Source organism: Pantoea sp. USHLN256, from assembly GCF_037149875.1.
Classification (GTDB): Bacteria; Pseudomonadota; Gammaproteobacteria; order Enterobacterales; family Enterobacteriaceae; genus Pantoea; species Pantoea nemavictus.
The window spans coordinates 385,591-406,475 of record NZ_JBBCQO010000002.1; the positions used below are offsets into that span (position 1 = coordinate 385,591).

13 protein-coding genes are annotated in these 20,885 nt (G+C 51.6%); 2 read left to right on the top strand and 11 right to left on the bottom strand.

Features of this window, described 5'->3' with window-relative positions:
- Positions 1-13: 13 nt before the first annotated feature.
- From WFL93_RS06880 to WFL93_RS06925, 10 genes are all read right to left on the bottom strand, one after another.
- Positions 14-3,526, bottom strand: coding sequence for a transporter substrate-binding domain-containing protein (locus WFL93_RS06880; protein ID WP_336777630.1), 3,513 nt, complete (start codon positions 3,524-3,526; stop codon positions 14-16).
- Positions 3,527-3,681: 155 nt separating this feature from the next.
- Positions 3,682-4,311, bottom strand: a complete 630-nt coding sequence (locus tag WFL93_RS06885; protein ID WP_336777631.1) for a LuxR C-terminal-related transcriptional regulator — start codon at positions 4,309-4,311, stop codon at positions 3,682-3,684.
- Positions 4,312-4,316: 5 nt separating this feature from the next.
- Positions 4,317-5,036, bottom strand: a complete 720-nt coding sequence (locus tag WFL93_RS06890) for a response regulator transcription factor (protein ID WP_336777632.1) — start codon at positions 5,034-5,036, stop codon at positions 4,317-4,319.
- A 51-nt stretch (positions 5,037-5,087) separates the two neighbouring features.
- A complete protein-coding gene (locus WFL93_RS06895; RefSeq protein WP_336777633.1) occupies positions 5,088-7,031 on the bottom strand; it encodes a TolC family protein in 1,944 nt (647 codons plus the stop codon).
- A gap of 2 nt (positions 7,032-7,033) precedes the next feature.
- On the bottom strand, positions 7,034-8,278 hold the full coding sequence (locus WFL93_RS06900; RefSeq protein ID WP_176972936.1) for an HlyD family type I secretion periplasmic adaptor subunit: 1,245 nt from the start codon (positions 8,276-8,278) through the stop codon (positions 7,034-7,036).
- The gene (locus WFL93_RS06905) at positions 8,275-10,566 is read right to left on the bottom strand and encodes a type I secretion system permease/ATPase (RefSeq protein ID WP_180823967.1); all 2,292 of its coding nucleotides are present in this window, start codon (positions 10,564-10,566) and stop codon (positions 8,275-8,277) included. The genes WFL93_RS06900 and WFL93_RS06905 overlap by 4 nt, the downstream gene beginning before the upstream one ends.
- A 253-nt stretch (positions 10,567-10,819) precedes the next feature.
- Positions 10,820-11,326 carry a hypothetical protein gene (locus WFL93_RS06910; RefSeq protein WP_336777634.1) on the bottom strand — a complete coding sequence of 169 codons (507 nt, stop codon included), beginning with the start codon at positions 11,324-11,326 and terminating at the stop codon, positions 10,820-10,822.
- A 41-nt stretch (positions 11,327-11,367) separates the two neighbouring features.
- Positions 11,368-12,654, bottom strand: a complete 1,287-nt coding sequence (locus WFL93_RS06915; protein WP_336777635.1) for an Ig-like domain-containing protein — start codon at positions 12,652-12,654, stop codon at positions 11,368-11,370.
- A 177-nt stretch (positions 12,655-12,831) separates the two neighbouring features.
- On the bottom strand, positions 12,832-13,644 hold the full coding sequence (locus WFL93_RS06920) for a DUF2846 domain-containing protein (RefSeq protein ID WP_336777636.1): 813 nt from the start codon (positions 13,642-13,644) through the stop codon (positions 12,832-12,834).
- A gap of 183 nt (positions 13,645-13,827) precedes the next feature.
- Positions 13,828-14,229, bottom strand: coding sequence for a hypothetical protein (locus WFL93_RS06925; protein WP_336777637.1), 402 nt, complete (start codon positions 14,227-14,229; stop codon positions 13,828-13,830).
- Positions 14,230-14,644: 415 nt separating this feature from the next.
- Here WFL93_RS06925 and WFL93_RS06930 point away from each other — a divergent pair, with 415 nt between their 5' ends.
- Positions 14,645-18,232, top strand: a complete 3,588-nt coding sequence (locus WFL93_RS06930; RefSeq protein WP_336777638.1) for an ATP-binding protein — start codon at positions 14,645-14,647, stop codon at positions 18,230-18,232.
- A 99-nt stretch (positions 18,233-18,331) separates the two neighbouring features.
- A complete protein-coding gene (locus WFL93_RS06935) occupies positions 18,332-18,949 on the top strand; it encodes a response regulator transcription factor (RefSeq protein WP_336777639.1) in 618 nt (205 codons plus the stop codon).
- A gap of 969 nt (positions 18,950-19,918) precedes the next feature.
- On the opposite strand, the gene WFL93_RS06940 is transcribed toward WFL93_RS06935, so the two are convergent.
- Entirely contained in the window at positions 19,919-20,827 is a 909-nt protein-coding gene (locus WFL93_RS06940; protein WP_336777640.1) for an OmpA family protein, read from the bottom strand.
- Between the last annotated feature and the right edge of the window lie 58 nt (positions 20,828-20,885).

The window sequence follows — 20,885 nt, forward strand, 5'->3', positions numbered from 1 at the left end:
TACCGTTAGCGCTTTACGCTTGATCAAGTAAGACAGCTAACTGCTGTAAAGCACTTTGCAGTTGATATCCCGCCTGAATACGCTCCTCTTCATTGGCTTGCTCAACGCTGTCACAGGCACGCAGGATAAAATCTGCGTGAATACGCTGTGCCGAGGCACGAATTTGCGCATTGAGCTCAAGTAACGATTTGCCATCTCTTTTTGCCAGCAGTTGGTTCAGCTCTTCCTGATAATCGGCATTACTGCGTTTGAGTTGCCCGATGATCTGCGCGTTAAGTTGACTATCGTTGCCGGTTATTTCAGCCAGATGGAAGGTCGGCACGGCATCGGAGGGTTGAGCGAACACCTCAAGTAGCGCGCGCCGCACGTCGTCCAGCGTACAGGGTTTGAATAAGCAGCCATTCATCCCGGCCTGTAAACAGCGATCGCGTGCTTCATTCATGGCGTCAGCCGTAAAACCGATAATCGGTAGCGCGGGCAGTTGCTGAGCTTGCTCCAAATCACGAATGGCGCGGGTCAGTTGATAACCATCCATGCCCGGCATATTGCAGTCGGTAATGACCAGATCCCAGCGTTGGTGATTAATCAACGCCAGCGCCGCCAGCCCGTCTGCCGCTTCTGTCACCTGATGCCCTAAATGGCTTAACTGTTTATTCATCAGCAGGCGGTTGGCAACATTGTCATCCACCATCAAAATACGCATTTCACTGAGGTTTTTGCTGATCGGCATAGCAATCTCTGTGGCGGGTAACTGACTGGCCACCGGCAGTAAAATCGTTGCGGTTACGCGCGTGCCCTGCGACGGCTTACTCTCAAGCGTAATGTCGCCATTCATCATGCGGCAGAATGACTGGCTAATATAGAGTCCCAACCCGGTGCCGGTTCGACGGTTATCCGCCTGTTCAAAAGGCTGAAAAAGCTGAGATTGCTGCTCCAGAGGGATACCAATACCACTGTCACTGACGCGCAGCGTAATTTCGGCCTGATGCGTCATCTGGTTTAACTGCTGCTCAACTTCCAGTAGCACGCCGCCGCTGTCGGTAAATTTAATCGCATTACTTAACAGATTGGCCATCACCTGCTTAATACGCAGCGCATCGATCTCCACATTCTCAACCGCATGAGACGGAACTTGCAGTGACAAAGATATCTGTTTTTGTAATGCCAACCCTTTAAAGGTATTCACCACGCTCTGCGCGATATCCACAATATTGCCGGGTTTCGGCATTAACTCCACGCGCCCATTTTCGATGCGCGAGATGTCGAGAATATCGCCGATCAACTCGACTAATCCCTCTGCGGAATCTGACGCCACTTCCAGTGCCTGCATATCCAGCTCGCCAGTTTTACCTTTACGAATAGCAATATCGAGCATGCCAATAATCGCATTCATCGGGGTACGAATTTCATGGCTCATGGTGGATAAGAAGGTAGATTTAGCCCGGCTGGCCTCTTCGGCCTGCTCTTTAGCAATGCGCAGCGCTTCCGTCATCTGCATGCGTTCGGTGATATCCATCCACCCGCCTAATACGCCAGCCATTTGCCCGGAGGCATCCTGATAAGGCAAAAACCAGGAGTAAAAGGCCATAAACATCTTTTTCCCGGTGTTGGGGTTTACATCAAAGGTTTCATCGACAAAATAGGGTTGGTTATTTTTCATCACATTCATAAAAATCTGGTGGATGCGAACTGCATGCTCCTGCCGATGAAAAGGCGCTTCTTCCAGAATGGTTTTGCCCAGCGCCTGCGATCTTTCCAGACCCACGATATCAAGATAGTGGCGGTTACAGTCGATCAGGCGTCCCTGCACATCGCGGGTAAACATCGGGAACGGCATGCCATCCAGCAGATGACGCATTTTTTGGTTTTGATCATCCAGAGCCTGTTGCGCTTGCTCTTTCAGTATCGTCTGGCGACGCAGATAAAAGGCCCAAACGGCGGAGATGAGTACTAACGCTAACGCAGCACTTAATGAAGCGATAATGACGGTGCCGTAGCGATACCAGAAGCTGTCCTCCACCACCATATTATTTGGTCGCCAGCGGTTACCAATAAGATCTAACTCATCAGGCGCATAGGAGAGTAAAACTTTATCAATAATCTGTTGCAACATCGGTTCATTTGCCGACACGGCGAAAGAGATATACGCAGGATTATCGCCGACCGTATTAACGATTTTAAAGGCATCATGATAAATACTGACTAGCTGATATTCGGTATTCACTAACGTATTAATGACAGCATCTACTTTGCCGTCATCCAGCAATTCCATTACGTGGCTGGCATCACTGGCATGAACTATTTTAATATCGGGATATTGTTGTGTAATTATCGGCTCTAACGCCGTACCGGCAATGACACCCAGGCGTTTACCCCGCAAATCGGCTACTGCCAATGTTTTACGATCATTTTTAGGCACGACTAACACAAAAGCATTGCGCAAATATCCACGGCTAAAACGAAGCGTCTCCTGGCGCTTAGCGCTGGGCGTTAAGGCAACGATGAGGTCTGCTTTATTTTCATTGACCTGGCTAATCATCGATTCAACATCATCGGCACGACTAAAGCGGAAATTCAAGCCGGTGCGCAAAGCCACCAGTGCAAGGACATCGGGGCCGACGCCTCTTACATTGCCGGTATTATCAATGAACGAAATCGGGGCATAATTATTAAGCGTTAACACATCTAATTGCGGATGATTTCGTATCCACTGCAGCTCTTCGCTACTTAATTGGATATGCTGACCTTCCTGCAGCAATCCTCCTCGGCCGGGCACCCAAAACGCTAATACATAGCGGGAATAATCGGGTGGCAGTAGGTTTATTGCTTGATTGAAGATAGTTAGCATGGTCGCGTTATTGGCGTTCACTGCAAAGCTAATTTTCGCTTCTGGTGTACTGGCATATTGTGCGATGCGTAAATTATTTAGAAAATTACGACTGACCGGATAAGCATCACCGAAATAGGCATCAGCTCGGCCAAATGCTACCGCACTGATTGCATCCTGATAGTTATCGTAAACTTGCAGTTTAGCCAGTGGATAATAACGCTTGAATATCGCTTCTGGCATATAACCGCGCACCATTGACACTGTACGGTCGGTTAAATAATGCCCCGGCTGCTGATTTTGCCTCGAGGGTACCGCAATAATTGATTGCACTCCGGTATAAGGCTGAGTGAGTTGACTGCCAGCCGGCGCATTCCAGGCGATAACGGAGGGAATAACATCAATTTTATTCTCTTTTAGCGCCTGCCACAGCGCCTGATCATTATTAAAGCGAGTGACCTCAACGGAAACGCCTAACATAGAAGCAATTTGCGCGAGATATTCAGCCGAAATACCCTGTAATTCATTGCGACTGGTGCGAAAGGTGAACGGCGGCCAATCTCGTGAAGAGACGCCGACCTTTAATACTGGATGTTGTTTAACCCACCGTTCACCATCAGGCGATAACGAAAGTTTAGGAATAGCGTCCGTTGCAAAATCTACACGACTGAGCAGGGTCATTTGTTCGGTTGCAGCCATAACCTGAGTCAATCCACAACTTAGGATAAATACGCTGAGACATAACTGTAATCTGACCCGACGCCAAAATCTCATAATGCTCCTTTCACGTTAAAACCCTCATTTGTAGCAGGTCAACTCGATAACCCTCAGCGGCTTCTCTTCTTAATAGCGTGTCAATACAGCTTTGTCGCGGGAGATAACTTCCCGACCAACTCAACCAAATTTCTTGCCTGGGTCTTTTGTAACACACGCGCTTTATAGGTGCTGACCGTTTTACAGCTCAGCCCCATCATTTGCGCGATTTCACTGTTACTTAATCCACGCAGCAGGAATTGCAATACTTTATGCTCTTGCGCCGAGAGTTTCTCTTCCAGCGAGTGCGCTGAATTGCTGGCACTTAATTCCACCACATCACTGCAGGTTTGCAATGGAAAAAAAGCGTAGCCGTCCTGAACAGCATCGATGGCGCGCGGCAGATCCTGGGGAAGATTATCTTCGCCAATCAGTGCTGCCGCGCCACAGCGACGAAAAGCCTCCGTTGATTGTTGCTCGGGCTGCGCGGCAATCAGGATAGTTTTTCCTGCATATTGACGCTTATTGAGCAGTTCCAGCACCTCAATAGCCGAAATAGCGGGTAATTCCGTGCTCATTATTACTGTATCCGCCGCAACAGTTTCTACCAGTTGCAGGGCTTCATAACCATTAGTAGCACTCCCTAATACCCGCATATTTTGCGTGAGTAATACAGACTGAATGACTCTTCGTCTTTGCTCGAGCGTTTCGACAATGATTACGTTATTCATAATGATCAGTTGAATAAATCATCGCGATATTTGAACAGCTCAATATCGCTTTTGATACCCAGCTTACGCATGCCGGATTGTTTGTGGCCGCTGATTGTCTTGCGACTGCGCTTTATTTTGGCGGAGATTTGCAAAATCGTCATGCCATCGAGGAAGCAACGCAAAATTTCAGATTCACGCGGAGTAAGCAATTGCACATTACGGAAAACATCTTCACGACTTTCTGCCGCTTCACCTTCAACGCCCTCTTCGCCCTTATTTATTGGGGCAGATGGCGCTTTTACCGGCATGGCCAGCAGCTCATGTTTAATATTTTCCGGGCGGTAAATCTGACCGTTAGCAACCTGACGAATAGCATGAAAATACTCTTCCATCGTCGCGCGTTTACTCACGTAGCCACGAATACCGATGTTATAAGCCGTACGGATCACCGCCAGGCTCTCAACTGAAGAAGAGAGCAAGATTTTCATCGCCGGATAATGATTTAAAATCTGACGAATTAGCGATAATCCATCTAACTCTTCATCGCCCAAAATATAATCGAGGATCAACACATCAGGCCGATCGGTACGTAAGTAACGCATTAACTCGTTGCTCAGGCCAAAACAGCCGCTGAGCACGAAATCTTTTTCATCCGTAATCACCATCTGCAGCGAACTGCGGATAATGGGGTGATCATCCAGTAGAACAATAGATATTTTTTTGTTATCAGATAACCAACTCATCTTTAATGACCTCAGTAAATAATCTCTTTGTTTGACTGATATCCAGTGAAATCAGCGTAAGTTGCCACTCAGCCATGGAATGAGCTGGCCTGCGCTGGCGTAGCCGCGGAAGGTGGCACTGTAACTGTCGAAGCGATTGGTCACTTCGGCCACGCGGTTGTTGTAGTAATCAGATTCTGCAGATAACACGTCAAGCAAAGTCCTTTTCCCCAGGTGGTACCACTGGTCAAAGAACGCCAGGCGAATACGATCGGACTCGACCGTCAAATTACGGTAAAGATCAGCACGCTGCAGCATGGAGCGCGCGTCCTGGTCGGCGTTACGTATACGATAGTCAAGATCGCGCTTTTGTTCTGCAATTTGTTCGCGCTGCGCTTCAGCACGTTGCAGTGCAGCCTGTTCTGCAGCGGTACCTGAACCGCCACGGAACAGACCCCAGCTGACATTCACGCCGGTTTGCCACGCCTGCTGGCGACCAAACTGATCCTCAGCGGTATTCTTACTCACTACCCAGTTAATCTTAGGCAAATTTGATGATCGCACCGCTTTCGCTTCAGCGACAGCGGCTTCAGTTTGCGCGCGCGCCTGACGAATCACCGGATGGTTATCCACTGTGCCCAGCAAACGCTCAATCGACGCCAGGCTGACATTCCACTGCGCGGTGCGCGGTAACGGAATATCGGTCTGCCCGATTAACTTATGCAGAGTGATTTCGGTTTCGCGCGCTTTGGCCAGTGCGTTATCCAGCGAAGATTGCGCTTGCAGCTCACGTCCTCTGGCCTGGGTTAATTCACTGCGACGGCCTGGGTCCGAACCGACAATGCCACTCAGCATTCTCACCAGCTCTTTCATCCGCGCCACATATTGCTGGCTGAGTTCGATAATCAGGCGCTGTTTACTCAGTTCAACCAACGCAGAGCTGACCTGCCATGCCAAATCTTCTGCCGATGCATTTACCGCAATACCGGCCGCTTGCGCGGTTTTCTGGCGGCTCTCAATGGTGTTGCTGGTTTGACCGAAGTCATACAGCGTGGTCGCCATGTTGAGATTCACTGCCGGCGTATTGCTCTGCTTACTCTTCTCGCCACCGCCAAACTGATACGAACGCGAGCTGGTGCCCACATCAACCTGCGGCCAGCGTTGGCCTTTCGCCTCGTCGACGCTGGCATCGGCGGCCTGAGCACTGAACTGCGCGCTACGCAGCTGCGGACTGGTCTGCAACGCAATTTGGGTGGCGCGATAGAAAATGGCTCTGAGCGCATTTTCATCCGGACCACCAACATGATGGCTGCGATTCAACGCGCTAGCAGGCGGTAACGCATTAATCCGGTTAAGTTGGTTCGCTTCCTTAGTAGAAGCCGCAACCGGCTCTTCCGGTACGGCGGTGAACGGATCGAAATCCAGCTTTTGTTGCTGATACAGCTCCTGCGCCGCCTTTTGCTGCGCTTGCGTGGTTACCGCGGGTCCTTGAACTTTATTCACCTCCACCGGTGTGGCGACTTTCTCCGCCACTAACGTGGGTTGTGGCAGCGCAGAGCTGGCCGAGGCCTGCGGCGCACGTTGTCCGGCCGGCTTGGATGGCGCCGTTTCCCACACCAGCATGCCGCCGGTTCGATCCGTCGCGCGCGGAGCCGTCACAGGCACCGGCGGTTTGGCGGGTACCGGCGTGGGCACCGCCGCTCGAATCGGTGCCGGTGTCTGGGTTGCTACAGGGCGCGGCGGTGCTGCGGTCAGCGGCGAGGATCGTGCCACCGGCGCAAGCACAGGTGCTGGAGCCGGTGCTGATGGGATGATGACCGCAGGTGCAGGCATTCTTACCGGCGCCGGCGCAGGTGCCGGCACAGGTTTAGCTGCGCCCTGCTGCGCCACCGTAACGAACGCTAACAGCTCGTCATCTTCTGTGCTGGCATCTGCCGGAACCATCCAAAATTGCGCAGCAATTAATAGCGCCAACAAGCCAACCTGCGTTTTCATCTGTGAAGTAGAGTTATTCATTATTAACGCTCACGGAATGCTTCACGGGCTTTCATCACCGGTTTCAGCAAGTAGTCAAGGATGGTTTTCTCACCGGTACGAATTTCAACCGTGGCGATCATTCCAGGGATAATCGGCAGTTCCTTGCCACCTGCGTGCAACGAACTGTTATCCGTCAGGACCATCACGCGGTAATAGGTGTCATCCGGGCGACCCGCAGCGGATTTCTGGTCATCTTTTAAGGTGTCGGGACTGATAAACTCCACTTTCCCGGTCAGACCGCCATAAATCGCATAGTCGTAGGCAGTGATCTTCACCATCGCCGGTAAGCCAGGACGCAGGAAGGCGACATCAGAAGGACGGATTTTTCCCTCCACCAGCAGCTGATCTTCCAGTGGAACGATCTCCATGATGTGTTCGCCCGGCTGAATAACGCCGCCGATGGTATTGACGCGCACATTCTTCACCGTGCCGCGCACCGGAGCACTAATGCTGGTGCGGTCGAGCACGTCAGAGCGACCAATCAGGTTTTCCGAGGTTTGCGACAGCTCCAGCTCCAGTTTGATTAACTCGGAGTTGGCATCGGCCTGGAAGCGGTTCTTACGCTCAACGATTTGCGACAGCAGATCGTTGGCTGAACGGCGCATACGCAGCAGCTCGACTTCTGACAGCAATCCGCGTTTCGCTAGCGGTTCGGCCAGCGAGACTTCACGCATCGAGAGCGCATAGCTACGCTGTAAGGCTTCAACGCTCTCATCCAGCGCTTTCATACGCGAGTTGTAGGCACGCGTCTCCTGCTGAACCACCGCCGGGTCGGACATCACCTGCTCATCAAACTTCAGCGGCATTTGGTAAGCTTCAGCACGCAAACGCGTAATGGTGGCTTTCAGGCCAATGACTTTATTCAGCACTTCGCGATAGCTCGATTGCGCACGCGTTGGGTCAATTTTCAGCAGGATTTGCCCCTGCTCGACGATGCCGCCTTCGCGCACGTTCATCTCCGCCAGGATACCGCCTTCAAGACTCTGAATAACCTGCTCGCGGCTCTTAGAAATAATGGTGGCGTCGCCGCGCGTAATTTCTTCCACCCTCGCCAGGCTGGCCCAGATAATGGCGGAGCTAAAAATAAGCAGAATCATCCACAGCACCAGGCGCGAGCCCGGCGTGCTCTGTGACATCAGTGATTCCTGGATGTCACTCATAAATTGGGCATCGGCGGCAGAGACCGTTTTCTTCTTTTTGCCGAAACCGAAACGGAGCCATTTCATACTGTCTTCTCCTCAGCTTGCGCCTCTGGGTTAACGGGCTCGTTCGCTGAGGCCTGCGGGGTAGCAACGGCCTTCTGTTGCGCCCGCGGCTGAGCGTTATCGCCGCGCAGGCTCGCCAGAATTTTGTCTTTAGGACCGTCAGCGGCCACCTTGCCGTTTTCGACGATGATGATGCGATCAACCAGAGCCAGCAGTGAGGGACGATGTGTCACCACCACCAGCGTCTGTTCCGCCGTGGCACGCTTCAGGTGCTCAAGGAAAATGGCCTCGGTTTGGTTGTCCATCGCGCTGGTGGGTTCATCAAGCAGCAGCACTTTAGGGCGTAATAACAAGGTGCGCGCCAGGGAGACCAGCTGACGCTGCCCACCCGATAAGGCGTTGCCGTGCTCGCCGACCGGCAGGTTGATCCCGCTTGGATGACGCGCAGCAATTTGATCCAGTCCGGTAAGACGCAGCACACGCAGCAGTTCATTGGAGGTGGCGTCTGGCTGGCCAATCATCACGTTTTCACGCAGGGTGCCGTAAAACAGACGTGCATCCTGGCCGACGTAGCCCACCGAACGACGCCAGTCCGCAGGGTCGATCTGGTTAATGTCCAGCCCACCGGCAAATACCTGCCCTTTCACGGGTTGATACAGGCGCGCCATAATGCGCAGCAAGGTCGATTTACCGCTGCCGATGCGGCCCAAAATCGCCACACGCTCACCCGCTTTGATGTTGAAACCGATGCCGGTAAGGATTTCCGGATTAGGGCGCATAGGCGGTGCTGGATAAGAGAACGCAATCTCTTTCAGCTCAATGTCGCCATTGAGTTCCGGCTCCGGCAGATAGTTCTGCTGTGGGTCACGATCGGTCGGCATATCCATCAGCTTGTTAAGCGAATCGAGAGCCGCTTTCGCCTGCTGAAAACGCACCGCTAACCCCATTACCTGGCCTAGCGGCGCCGTGGCGCGGCCCGACAACATCACGGTCGCGATCAGCGCACCCATGGTCAGCGTGCCATCGGAGATCAGATACACACCAATCACAATCAACAACACGGTCTGGAACTGCTGCAGGAACGTCACGGCACCCATCGCGGCGGTAGAAATACGCTTTGATTGCATGCCGCTGGTGGCCTGCATGGCGCTGAAGTTCTGCCAGCGGCGCTGCATGTGGGCTTCACCCGCTACGGCTTTGAGGGTTTCCATGCCTTCAATCGATTCAATCAACACGCCTTGCTTCAATGAGGCTTCCTGCAAGTTACTGCGCATGATTTTCTTCAGCGGCCACTGAATAATCAGGCTGACCAGGATAATGGTTGGAATCATCATCAACGGCACCCATCCCAGCGGGCCACCGATGGTGAAGATGACGGCAACAAACAGCAGGACAAACGGCAAGTCAGAAATCGCCGCCAGAGTTGCAGATGAAACAAAGTCACGTACCGATTCAAACTCACGCAGCTGGTTAGCAAACAGGCCAGATGAGGACGGCTTATTCTCCATGCGCACCGCCAGAGCCTGGCGGAACAGCACGCTGCCCAAAATCAGATCTGCTTTTTTCCCCGCCACATCAAGCAGGTGCGCACGCACGTAACGTGTGACAGCTTCAAATACCATCGCTACCACCACGCCAATCGCTAATGACCACAGCGTGACAAACGCCTGGTTTGGAATTACGCGGTCGTAGACGTTCATGGTGAAGAAGATGCTCGCCAGCGCCAGCACGTTGACGATCACTGCCGCCAATGCAGCGCTGCGGTAATAGCGGCGATACACCCACAAGGTGCTGAACAACCAATGCTTCTGGTTTTGTGGCAGGTCTTCTGCCACTTGCGGATCCACTTTCGCGGTGGGTTTCACCAGAATGGCGAAACCGGCGTACCACTCCATCAGCTCTTCATGGGTGATCTCTACCGGTGACATGCTGACTTCCGGCATGATCAACTGGTAGTAAACCGTCATTTTATCTTCTTCGTTTTTGCGACGTTCACGGCCTAACAACAGCGTCCCGCCCGCGCCTTTGCGAATCAGAATAATCGGCATAACCTGCTCAGGCAGCTCCCACGCCTGACGCTCTACCAGACCGCCGGTCATGCCGGCATTTTCCAGCGCCTTGAGTGCCAGCGATGGCGTCAGCAGCGTGCCTTTTGGCAAGCCGGCCATTAAGGCGTCATCACTTTTACCTAAGCCGTAGTAGTGGCAAACCCAGGAGAGGCTTTGCAGTAGTGTGTCGTCAATACGTGTTTGCACGCGCGCAGTGGCTTGCAATTCAGATTGTTGCTCTGTCAGCGAATTCGCATCCATTTCAGCATCTCAGTCGGTGTGTCGTTGGTGGCAATTCTTCGTGCAGGAATATTCCTGCGATTTGAGAAAATTCTGACAGACGGGAGGGAGGGGAGATACAAGCCGGGTCTTGGTTGCTTTAAGGTCTGAGGCACAGAAATAAGAAAATTCTTTTTCTTTTAGGATTAAGATGATTGGAAAAAAGACCGATATGGCAAAAAACCCAATAAACCCTAATGCAATTAGGGTTTATTGGGTTGATATGAAGTAACAATTAAGGCGCGACAACGCCCTTGTGACAAACCTGAATGGCAGATGCGCGCGAAAGTAAATGGATACTTTTATCCAGTCCACTTAATTCATTAAGCGCCATTGACGCGGGTTTAATAACCGAGCGACCGTTAATTTCACTGTCTACGCGCAGATATACCGTTTCACCTTGCGCCAGTTGATATTCGCCGGTCAGCGCTTCCTTGCCTAAATAGTGCGGCGCTTCCTTTGTCCAGGCACTGATAAAGTGTTCCCCTGGCGTCAGGCAAAATACCACATAGCTGTTTGGCTGTAGCGAGGCGTGATATTCACCGTTCACATATAAATTAGCCGTTCCCTCAGTAAAACGATCGTCTTTACGATAATAAACGATGCGCGCCTGATCCTGACCAAGCTCACTTTGTACGAAGGCTGATTCAATGGTTGAGGCGTTTTCTGGGGTGGGATGAATTGCAAAACCATTTTTCATCCACAGCATGAAAAGGGTCAGAAGAAAAATTCTTTTTGTCATCGTAGTTTTGCGGGTATTGATTAAAATACCCGCCTTCCATCTTAATAGGTATTATCTGAGAGTCGGTTATCCAGCAGCGGCTCGAGCGGATTAGCCACAAAGCTGGCGACATCACCCAACTGCGTCAGCATTAATGTCTCTTCCTCTTCCCACAGCGTGATGCCGCCTTGTGGATGAATCAACATTTGCAGACTTAATTCATCCAATGGTGGCGACAGCTCCAGCGGCATTTCGTCTAAGAACAGATCTGATTCACCCACTGGCAGTAATTCACTGAGACCAAAAGCAAAGTCAACTTTAGCTGGCTGAATAACCGGCTCAACCGGCGTCAGATTAATCGGTGAAGCGGTGTCAATTAACGGCACGGTGGTGATGAGCGGAACCGCGCTGATCAAGTCCGACAGACTTACATCATCGCTCTCCACGGGTTTGGCCTGAACCACGACCAGTCGAATCGGTTCTGCCGCAATTTCACGTACACCCTGGGTGTCAGTGGTAAATAGCCTGAACTCATAATCCCCTTCCGCCAGTGGTTTTTGTAGTTGAATAAACCAGTTACCGCTGGCATCCACCACACTGCTGCCCATCACTTCACCATGCTGGTTAAGGACTTCAACCAGCGTTGCAGGTGCGGCTTTACCGGCGAACGTCAAACGATCTTCATCAGATAGCGTGGCATCCAGCAGAGATTCCTGACGCTGATTGAGCACTTCAAAGCTGAAGTTGCTGGCGTCATTCAGCGATGAATCAATCACCGCTTCGTCTAACAGTTCAAGTTCGCTGGCAGCCAGTTCGAGCTGGGTGAAACCAGCATCTGCTCTCTGTGACTCGGCCTGCATATTCAAAGAGATATTTTCAATCTCAGATACGATCTCATGCAGAGTTTCCGTTGCGAGAAAAACGTCGCTCTCTTCAGATTCAGTTTTAGACGTCTGCGGCTCTTTTGGCTGCGCAACTTCTGTATCAGCAGCGATGGCCGCCCACTGGTCTACCAGCTCAACTTTAGTCACTGCCGCAGCGGCTTTTGCACTCGCCATGACCATTTCATAACTACTTTCACGGTCCATTGCCGCCATGCCGCCAAGCGCCAATAACGAAGCGGCGGAGCCGTGCACCAACATGCCATGCAACGTCATTACGCCGTTGGCCTGGTTCAAAGACTGCATCAATTGCCCGCCTTCTGACCATGCATGGCTGCGCACATCAAAATTCTGCCAATCATGGGCTTTGAACTTATCAGCGCGATCTGTAGATAAGTTTTGCTGTATCAGGTTGGACAACCACGCAGTCGGGGCGGTGCCAGCCAGTGTAGGAGTAAATAATTTCATTGTGAATATCCTCATTCGCCGCAGAAGTTGCAGTTTTCTTCACATCAGAATTGCTGAAAGACGGGCTGCACTCGCTGTCCCGCCATATCAGACAATTCTGGTGTTCTGGCGATAACTTCACCACAAGCCAGGTCTTGATTGTGCCGATTGTGTTATCACGGATACTGCCAACAGAAATTAATTGACCTGCAGAACAAAGACGTTTTGCTGCGGCAGCGCATTACGCACGAAGGTGATGCTGTCGGGAGAGATGGCGGCATCGATAAGCGCCTGACGGAACTGCGCTTCACGCTGCTGTTGCGCGGGCCGGGTGCTACCAGGATCGACCATATTGACTTGCAGCTGATTGATCCACGCGTGGTCCTGGCGGATTTGCACCACTAAATCGGCGATGGCTTCGCGTCCCTGCTGCGACAAAGTGGTATCAGATAAAAACAGCGATTGGCTGGGTAACAGATAATCTACCCTGGGTTGCGTCAAGGCATAATCAAAGGCACAGGGCAGCGCGGACGTGGCGCGGGACAGCAAATGCGCCTGGCGACGCGTCTGTTTTAACTCATCTTCCCCTAACGCAGATTTGACCGATTTAGGCGGTTCATGCATCAAGGTATGCTCATCTACCCGCAAGAAATAGGTGCGTCCGGGCTTCATGGTGGTCACAAACTGGCTTTTATGCTCTCCCGAGGCTGGTAAAAACCGCCCTAACCTTACGCCAAGATGGTGAGTGCCGGGTTGCACACAGAAAGAGGTGTAACCGCCGGGCAATAGGCTGGTGTGCATTTTTCCATTGATATAGATATTTGCTCCACCACTGGCGGTAACGAGGGCATTCTGCCGATAAAACACCACCTGGCTCAGGGCTTGCGTCACCGGTTGATGTTTACGATAAGCCTCACCAAAAGGATTGGTTGAAACAGTCGAGGCAATAACCGAAGGTACAACGGCAGCAAACAGCAGCGAGCCAATCACCAGACGCTTAGCAGCAGGCATTTTAGATTTCCCTGGAAATGTCTAAATAGAGCGGCAGCATGCCGCCACCTTCTACAACGTTTTAATTGCCGCCAGCCTAGGTAAATTGACTTTTTATTGGAACAAGATGTATCCCGGTTTTAAAACTTGATAAAATATTAAACCCCGTTCTTTCGTTGAACAGGGTTTAAATGATGATGTTCTTTAAGCTGCCTTAATAATGCTGGTAGCCAGCTCGCTTTTTACCCGGAAGCACACATCGCGAATCGCAAATTGATATTTAGGCATCGCCAAATCATTTACATCACTGCTGATGCCATTTTTTACTTCGAGATACTTTTTCAATTGACCAGCGGTTCTATCAAACTCATTTTTAAATTGCTGATGTTTCGCCACGTTATAGGTCTGCAGTGCATCCAACTCTTTACGGCACTGCATAATACGCGAGGCGTAATCCTGAGTCTGAGATTCGGCAGCAGAAACACGTAAAGGTTGTGCAGGAGCCGTTACCACGGATTTCATTTCAGGTGCAGGAGTCGATTTATTGGCTGCCACGCAACCGGACAGTAATAAAACGGCGCTAATAGCAGTGACGATACTTTTCATTTTAAACCCTATGTTGAGATAGAAATATCGCAACTGACTCATTGGTTAGACGCGATATCGGATGCGGCAGATAGTAGGAATTTTCTTACATATCGGATACAAGACTCATCTTGGTTTATTTCGGGCGCAGAGTTTTGCCGCTTTTAGCAAGCAAAATGTCACCTGAACACGCTGTCAGTGACGCTTATCTGCCACTAAGAAAATTAGCGCTAAATGAATATTGCTGCGTGATGTGATGGTACGCGCTGATTATCGGCAAGACGTGTCTTGCATTGATTCATAACCATGATATTTCTTCGTCGGGCATCCAGGAAAAAGCTACACTTCCCGCCTATCTTTACGCTTAACAGCAACCTGATCCCTTCGTTAACCTGCGGTGATCTACGCAAATTTTCCTACAGGACCTCACGTTTTTATGCTGCGAAAACTTCTTAACTCAGGAATTGCCTTGGTGCTATTAAGCCTGCTGGCCACTGCGGTATCAGCGGCTTCCACACCTCTGACGTTAGTTCCACGCAGCGAGGTCATCACCACCCAGGTTAAATTTGATGCGCCCATCACCCGTTGGCTGGCTCAGCATCCAACCTTAAAGGTGGGCGTTTGGGGCCCCGATCAGCCGCCGATTTATTTGAGCGTGGATCCCAAAACCTATGAAGGCTTAGCCGCAGATTACATCCATGTGCTGGAACGCGCGCTGGATGTCAAAGTTGAAGTGCATCGCTTTGCCAGCCCGGCAGACGCGCAGGCCGCATTAGCGGCGGGCAGCATCGATTTACTCAGCGCCTACAATGCCGATTTGTACCCAAGCGACAGCATCGTTCCCAGCCTGCCCTGGTTGCTGGATCACTCAGTATTGCTGTTACGCGATAAAGAGCCATCGAACTCGCCGCTGAACTTAGCGGGACGCACACTGAGCTATATTGCCGATTACAGTCGCGCTTCGGAGCTGGCGCAGGCTTATCCGGATGCCAGTATCAAACCCGAATTAAGCTACATCAATGCCGTTTCTGCCGTGGCGTGGGGGCAAAGCGACGCGACCTGGATTAATAGCTCAACCGCCGATTTCATTATCCGGAATGGTTTCGCGACTAAGTTCCGGATTATTCAAAGCCCGGTACTCAGCAATCTCAATCTCTCGTTTGGCGTCAGTAAAAGTAATCCACTGCTGCTGCGGGCGATCAATGAATCCTTAAACCGCATCCCGCTCGCCAGCCGTATTGGCATTGCCAATCGCTGGGGATTAACCAGCGACAATGTGATTAAAGCCAATCCGCTCGCACTCACGGCGGAAGAGCAGAACTGGCTGCGCACCCACCCGGAAATCACCGTGCTGTTCAACGCCACCACGGCGCCCAACGCTTTTATCAATAAAGAGGGCAAGCTCAACGGTGTGGTGGTGGACTTGATGAATACGCTGGCGTCCCGCTATGGCATGAAGTTTAACTTCATAGCGGCACACGGGCGCGCCGAGATGATCCGCCTCGGCCAGCAGCATCCGGACGCGCTCTACGCGGTGGTGCCGATGACGGCAGATTACCAAACCACGTGGAATGTGCTAACCACTCGTCCCTATCTGATGACGCCGGTGGTGCTGATGGTTAATGCCACCTCGCCCACCCTCAGCAGCTTGACGGCGATGCGCGGGCGCAAAATTGCGGTCACGCAGTTCAATCCGATAACGCCGTGGCTGCAGCAGCACTATCCCGATATCGCCATCGTAACCAATCCTTCGGTGGAAATGGGTTACGCGATGATGAAAAAAGGGGAAGTCGACGGCGTAGTGACCACCCAGTTTGACGCGAATTATCTGCTTGCCTCTGATCCCGAGCGCGGCTTCAAAATTGGCATTCGTTTAGGCGATGACATCGCCCGAATTGCCATGGCCGCTAACCCAGATAATCCGCTGCTGGTCAGCATCATGAACAAAGCGCTGCTGGATCTCCCGCCTGAAGCATTGCAGCGCATTAATGCGCACTGGCAACCGAAAAACAACGCGCTGCGCCAGCCGTCGTGGCGCGACTGGCAGGGTGTGATTGTGAAAGTGGCGGCGTGCATTGTGCTGGTGGTTGCGCTGTTGCTGCTGTGGAATCGCCACATTCACCGTGTTAGCCGGCAGCGTGAAAGCGCACGACGTGCCCTCGCCGATCAACTCGCTTTTGTGCGCACGCTCATTGATGCCTCACCGATTGCGCTGTACGTCATGGATCGTGAAAAGCGCCTGGTGCACTCCAACCCGGCGCTACGTCAGGCGTTAAACGCGGGAGAGGATAAGACGCTCGCGGAGTATTTACTGGAAAGTGACCATCTGGATGAACAGGTTAAGGATCGTCTGCGCACCATCATTAAACGGGTGATGACCGATGGCGTACCGGAGGTTTACGAAGGCCCGCTGAAGTTAAATAACGTCATCTGCTTTGTTCACCACTGGATTGTGCCGTGGCGTGACACCAACAACGAGGTAGTGGGCGTGATTGGCGGCTGGCTCGACATCAGCGAAAAAGAGAAGCTGGTGAATGACCTGCGCAGCGCCAAAGATGAGGCCGATTTGGCTAACCAGTCGAAGAGTGTGTTCCTCTCCAGTATGAGCCATGAAATCCGCACGCCGATGAATGCGATTATTGGACTGCTTGAGCTGGAGGTGAATGAGCATCAGCAGCAGGGCATCAACAACGAGAACGTGCGCGTGGCCTGGGAGTCGGCCAAGTCACTGCTGCTGTTGATTGGCGATATTCTTGATCTGTCGAAGATTGAGTCGGGCACCTATGAGCTACGACCAAGCTGTATTGATGTGCCGCAGCTGGTCAGCAGCGTGGTCAATCTGTTTGAGAATCGCGCGCGGGAAAAAGATCTGGATCTGACGCTGGAAGTCGAGCTGGAACATACAACCTATCTGCTCGATCCGTTGATGATTAATCAGCTGGTTTCCAATCTGGTCAGTAACGCTATCAAATTCACCGACAGCGGCAGCGTGACGATAAGCGTCTATCAATCTCAGGAGGTCAATGACGGGCGTAGCGATCTGGTGATCGATGTGACGGACACCGGTCCAGGATTGACCAGCGAACAGCAGGAACGCATTTTTGCTCCGTTTGTTCAGGTTGAGGGACGCAAAGCGCGGCTCGGCACCGGACTGGGCTTGAGTATCTGTCGCCGCTTAGCGGAGTTAATGGGTGGTGAACTGCACGTTGAGAGCGAATCCGGCGAGGGCGCGAGCTTCCTGTTTTACTTCTCCGCCGAAGCCTGCGCTGCAGAAACCATCGCGCTAAGCGCCGACGATGACGAGCGCTCGATGCATGTACTGATTGTTGACGATCACAGCCCCAATCGCCTGCTGCTGACCCAGCAGTTGGAGATGATGGGCCACCAGGTAACAGCCGCCGAGAGTGGCGAGCAGGCGCTTGAAATCCTGCATTCTGGCGTGGCGATCGATCTCATCACCACCGATGTCACAATGCCTGGCATGGATGGTTTTGAGCTGACGCGCCATATTCGCCAATGGGAGCTGCAGCACAATAAAGCGCCCAAGCCAATTCTGGGACTGACTGCGCATGCACAATCCAGCGTGGTGGATAAGTGCCGTGAAGCCGGCATGAACGAATGTCTCTTCAAGCCCGTGCGTAGCGCGCAATTACATGACGCGGTGAATCGATTAATGGGCCGCAGCGCATTCACCCCGGTTAAAGATATTATCTCCGACGATCAGAAACGTCTGCAGGCATTAAAATTTTTACACGAAGAAGTTATTCGCACTAATCGCAGCGATCTGCACAAATTGACAAAAATGGTGGAGAGCGGTGATCGTTTGCAAATAGCCAAAATGGCGCACCGATTACTCGGAGGTGCACGAATTATGCAGAGAAATGAACTGGAAGAAGCCTGTGCCCTGCTGGAAAATATCAGTCAGGACGAAAGTTGCACTATTAACGATTTTCGTGAAGCATTAATAGCGATCACAGAGAGAGTGGAAGAACTTGAACGTCAGTTAACCGCTGACGGAGAGTAATTCTCCTGTGATATTTTTTAAAAGACACGTCTTGGTCAATATCCGCTAAATGCTGTGTTAGAGTAATTTACGGTTGTTTAAAAGGAGGATTATTTCAGGATGACCACTATTTCTGTAGTTGAAACTAACCCGCTTATACGTCGCGGATTAAAACGTATTTTAACTGAACGCGGTTATAACATTGCTGTTATCGCCGAAACGTTAGATGACATGCTGTTAAGCAACATTCATCACAAACCGCAGATCCTTATCCTGGAGCCGTTATTTCAGGATCAGTCAGCCTATGAAAAACTGGAGCTGCTGCGTACTTATAACCCAAAACTTAAAACGTTAATTCTATCTATTTCAGAGAGTTACTATCATATTCAGCAAAGCCTGCAGATGGGCATTGAAGGCTATGTGTGTAAATCCTGGCCGTTAGAGACGTTATTTGAATCCATTGAGGAGATTGAAGAAGGCAAGCACGCATACTCTAAAGAGCAGTTCCAGCACAAAGATAAATATCCGAATGATGCCCGTATTTTATCCTCGCTTACCCGCCGGGAATTTCAGGTGTTACGGATGTTTGGCGCTGGAAAATCGATTAAAACCATCTCTCAGGAAATGAACCTGAGTAATAAGACTATCAGCACCTATAAAGTGAAAATGATGCAAAAAATGGCGACCAATAACGTCATTGATATTGTTGACCTGGCACGTAGAAATTTTCTTTTTTAGCTTCAATTGACAGTCTTCGGAAGCATTTGATATCTTGCTGTCGCTACGGTGACAATAAAATAGATACAAATTTTAATTATATTGATAGGCACACATCAACAAGATTCACGCTGTTTACTGAAACATCTCCTCTTCATTAAGTGAAGCTGATGACGTTTATAAATACGCCAGGGAAACTTAACGGCAATGAGCCATAATAATTGCAACAGATAATTATGGCTGCCCTTCCTGCAAATGCGGATGGGCGTAGTCTATTTCCCATTAAGGCTATCAGTAACGCTTAAACCAGATGCATGCTTTAATCTGCGCAGTTGCACTGCCCACAGCAATACTCTTCAAACATCCCAAAGAGATGATGACGCTTTCCGCTATTCTACAGGTTTCAGACCTGATGATATTTAAGTGGAGTGCAGGTGCCAGGCACCTGCAGAGATCAGATATAGCGGAAGGATTGTGGCGGTACCGCACCCGGCACCCTTTCAGATAAGGTTACTGGCTCGGGTTAGCGCATTGAAATGCTGAAATCGAAAACCTACCTTGAAAACAGCATCTCCGCCCTGTCAAACATTCAATAATAAAATTCCTTATTCGCCATTTGTCACCAATTCTCGTCATCACCCATAAATAACTCATCAAATATGCACACCCTTCAATCACCGCTCATATCGTAGCGGCGCGATTTATCGCGCAATAAATTGCGTAATGCTCGTCAGTTAAGCGTGTATCGGTCACCATGAATGGCGACCCTACGTATACAGAGCTGGGTTTTCGTAGGGTGCGCATTCATGCGCACCTGCATAAACAGGCAATTATTTGCTTAAGTGAGCGGCATTACGCAATAAATTGCCCCGCTACAAAATGTGCAAAGTTATGTTGCGTTTTGAGGGCATAAAAAAAGGCCGGTATTAACCGGCCCTGAGAACTTTGCTGCATAACTGCGCGGGGGATATCGCCCACCGCGCGGCATGCTTACTCCTGCACTTCGCTGCTGCCGTCCACGCGGATGGCCACGCGGCGGTTAGGTGCATAACAGGCGATCTGCTCGGCTTTGCTGCCGTAACAGTCGTGTACCAGCGGTTCGCTCATACCGGCGCTGGCGGCGGTGATGTCACGCGCCGGAATGCCGGCCTGCACCATCAGCAGACGAATGGTTTCCGCACGGCGCTGACCCAGCGCTTCGTTGGCGGCGGCGGAACCGATCTGGTCGGTGTGGCCGATCACCTGCACGTTGCGCAGCGTGGTGTTTTCACGGCGGATCTGCTGTACCAGCTCACGGATCGCGGTGTGGCCGTTGCGGGTGATATCCGCACGGCTCGATTTGCCGAAGGCAAACAGCACGTCGCTGGAGAGCGAGTAATCCTTGTACTGCTTCTCCGCCACGCCGATGTACTGGCAGGCTTCGACGGTAGAGGCACGAGACAGCGTGTGCGCCTGCTGGCGCATGGCTTTCATGGCGCGCTCGGCGTCGCTGCGCGTCACCGACTGCGGCATGCCGCTCAGGCCGTCACCCACTTTGACAAAGTAGGTTTCTCCGCCTTCGAGGCTGGCGCGGAACGGCTGGCTGCGCTTACCGGCGTACATCGGTGCGTCTTTAACGAACGCGCCGAGGCTGTGGGTGCCCGGTGCCACGCAGAAGGTGGTGAAGCCCTGCGGCAGCAGCGCCGCCTGGAATTCGCCGTCAACGTAGACGTTGGCACTGCCGGCGTGCTGGTCGGCTTCACGGTAGAAGACGATCTGCGCCTGCGATGCCGCCACTTTGGCCACCGGCTGATAGTTGCCGGCAAACGCTGTGGCTGCTGGCGCGGCCGTGCCTGGTGCTGCGGCAAACAGCGCGCCGCTTAGTGCCAGAACCAGGGCTGAAGATTTAAAAATAGTCATGACTCCTCCACGGCTCCCTGTCTCAGGGAGCCGGAATTAAATAATGGTTAATAAGGTT

Coding starts and splice junctions, on each gene's coding strand:
- WFL93_RS06880 (WP_336777630.1), bottom strand. CDS start 3,526: ATGGCTGCAACCGAACAAATGACCCTGCTCAGTCGTGTAGATTTTGCA.
- WFL93_RS06885 (WP_336777631.1), bottom strand. CDS start 4,311: ATGAATAACGTAATCATTGTCGAAACGCTCGAGCAAAGACGAAGAGTC.
- WFL93_RS06890 (WP_336777632.1), bottom strand. CDS start 5,036: ATGAGTTGGTTATCTGATAACAAAAAAATATCTATTGTTCTACTGGAT.
- WFL93_RS06895 (WP_336777633.1), bottom strand. CDS start 7,031: ATGAATAACTCTACTTCACAGATGAAAACGCAGGTTGGCTTGTTGGCG.
- WFL93_RS06900 (WP_176972936.1), bottom strand. CDS start 8,278: ATGAAATGGCTCCGTTTCGGTTTCGGCAAAAAGAAGAAAACGGTCTCT.
- WFL93_RS06905 (WP_180823967.1), bottom strand. CDS start 10,566: ATGGATGCGAATTCGCTGACAGAGCAACAATCTGAATTGCAAGCCACT.
- WFL93_RS06910 (WP_336777634.1), bottom strand. CDS start 11,326: ATGACAAAAAGAATTTTTCTTCTGACCCTTTTCATGCTGTGGATGAAA.
- WFL93_RS06915 (WP_336777635.1), bottom strand. CDS start 12,654: ATGAAATTATTTACTCCTACACTGGCTGGCACCGCCCCGACTGCGTGG.
- WFL93_RS06920 (WP_336777636.1), bottom strand. CDS start 13,644: ATGCCTGCTGCTAAGCGTCTGGTGATTGGCTCGCTGCTGTTTGCTGCC.
- WFL93_RS06925 (WP_336777637.1), bottom strand. CDS start 14,229: ATGAAAAGTATCGTCACTGCTATTAGCGCCGTTTTATTACTGTCCGGT.
- WFL93_RS06930 (WP_336777638.1), top strand. CDS start 14,645: ATGCTGCGAAAACTTCTTAACTCAGGAATTGCCTTGGTGCTATTAAGC.
- WFL93_RS06935 (WP_336777639.1), top strand. CDS start 18,332: ATGACCACTATTTCTGTAGTTGAAACTAACCCGCTTATACGTCGCGGA.
- WFL93_RS06940 (WP_336777640.1), bottom strand. CDS start 20,827: ATGACTATTTTTAAATCTTCAGCCCTGGTTCTGGCACTAAGCGGCGCG.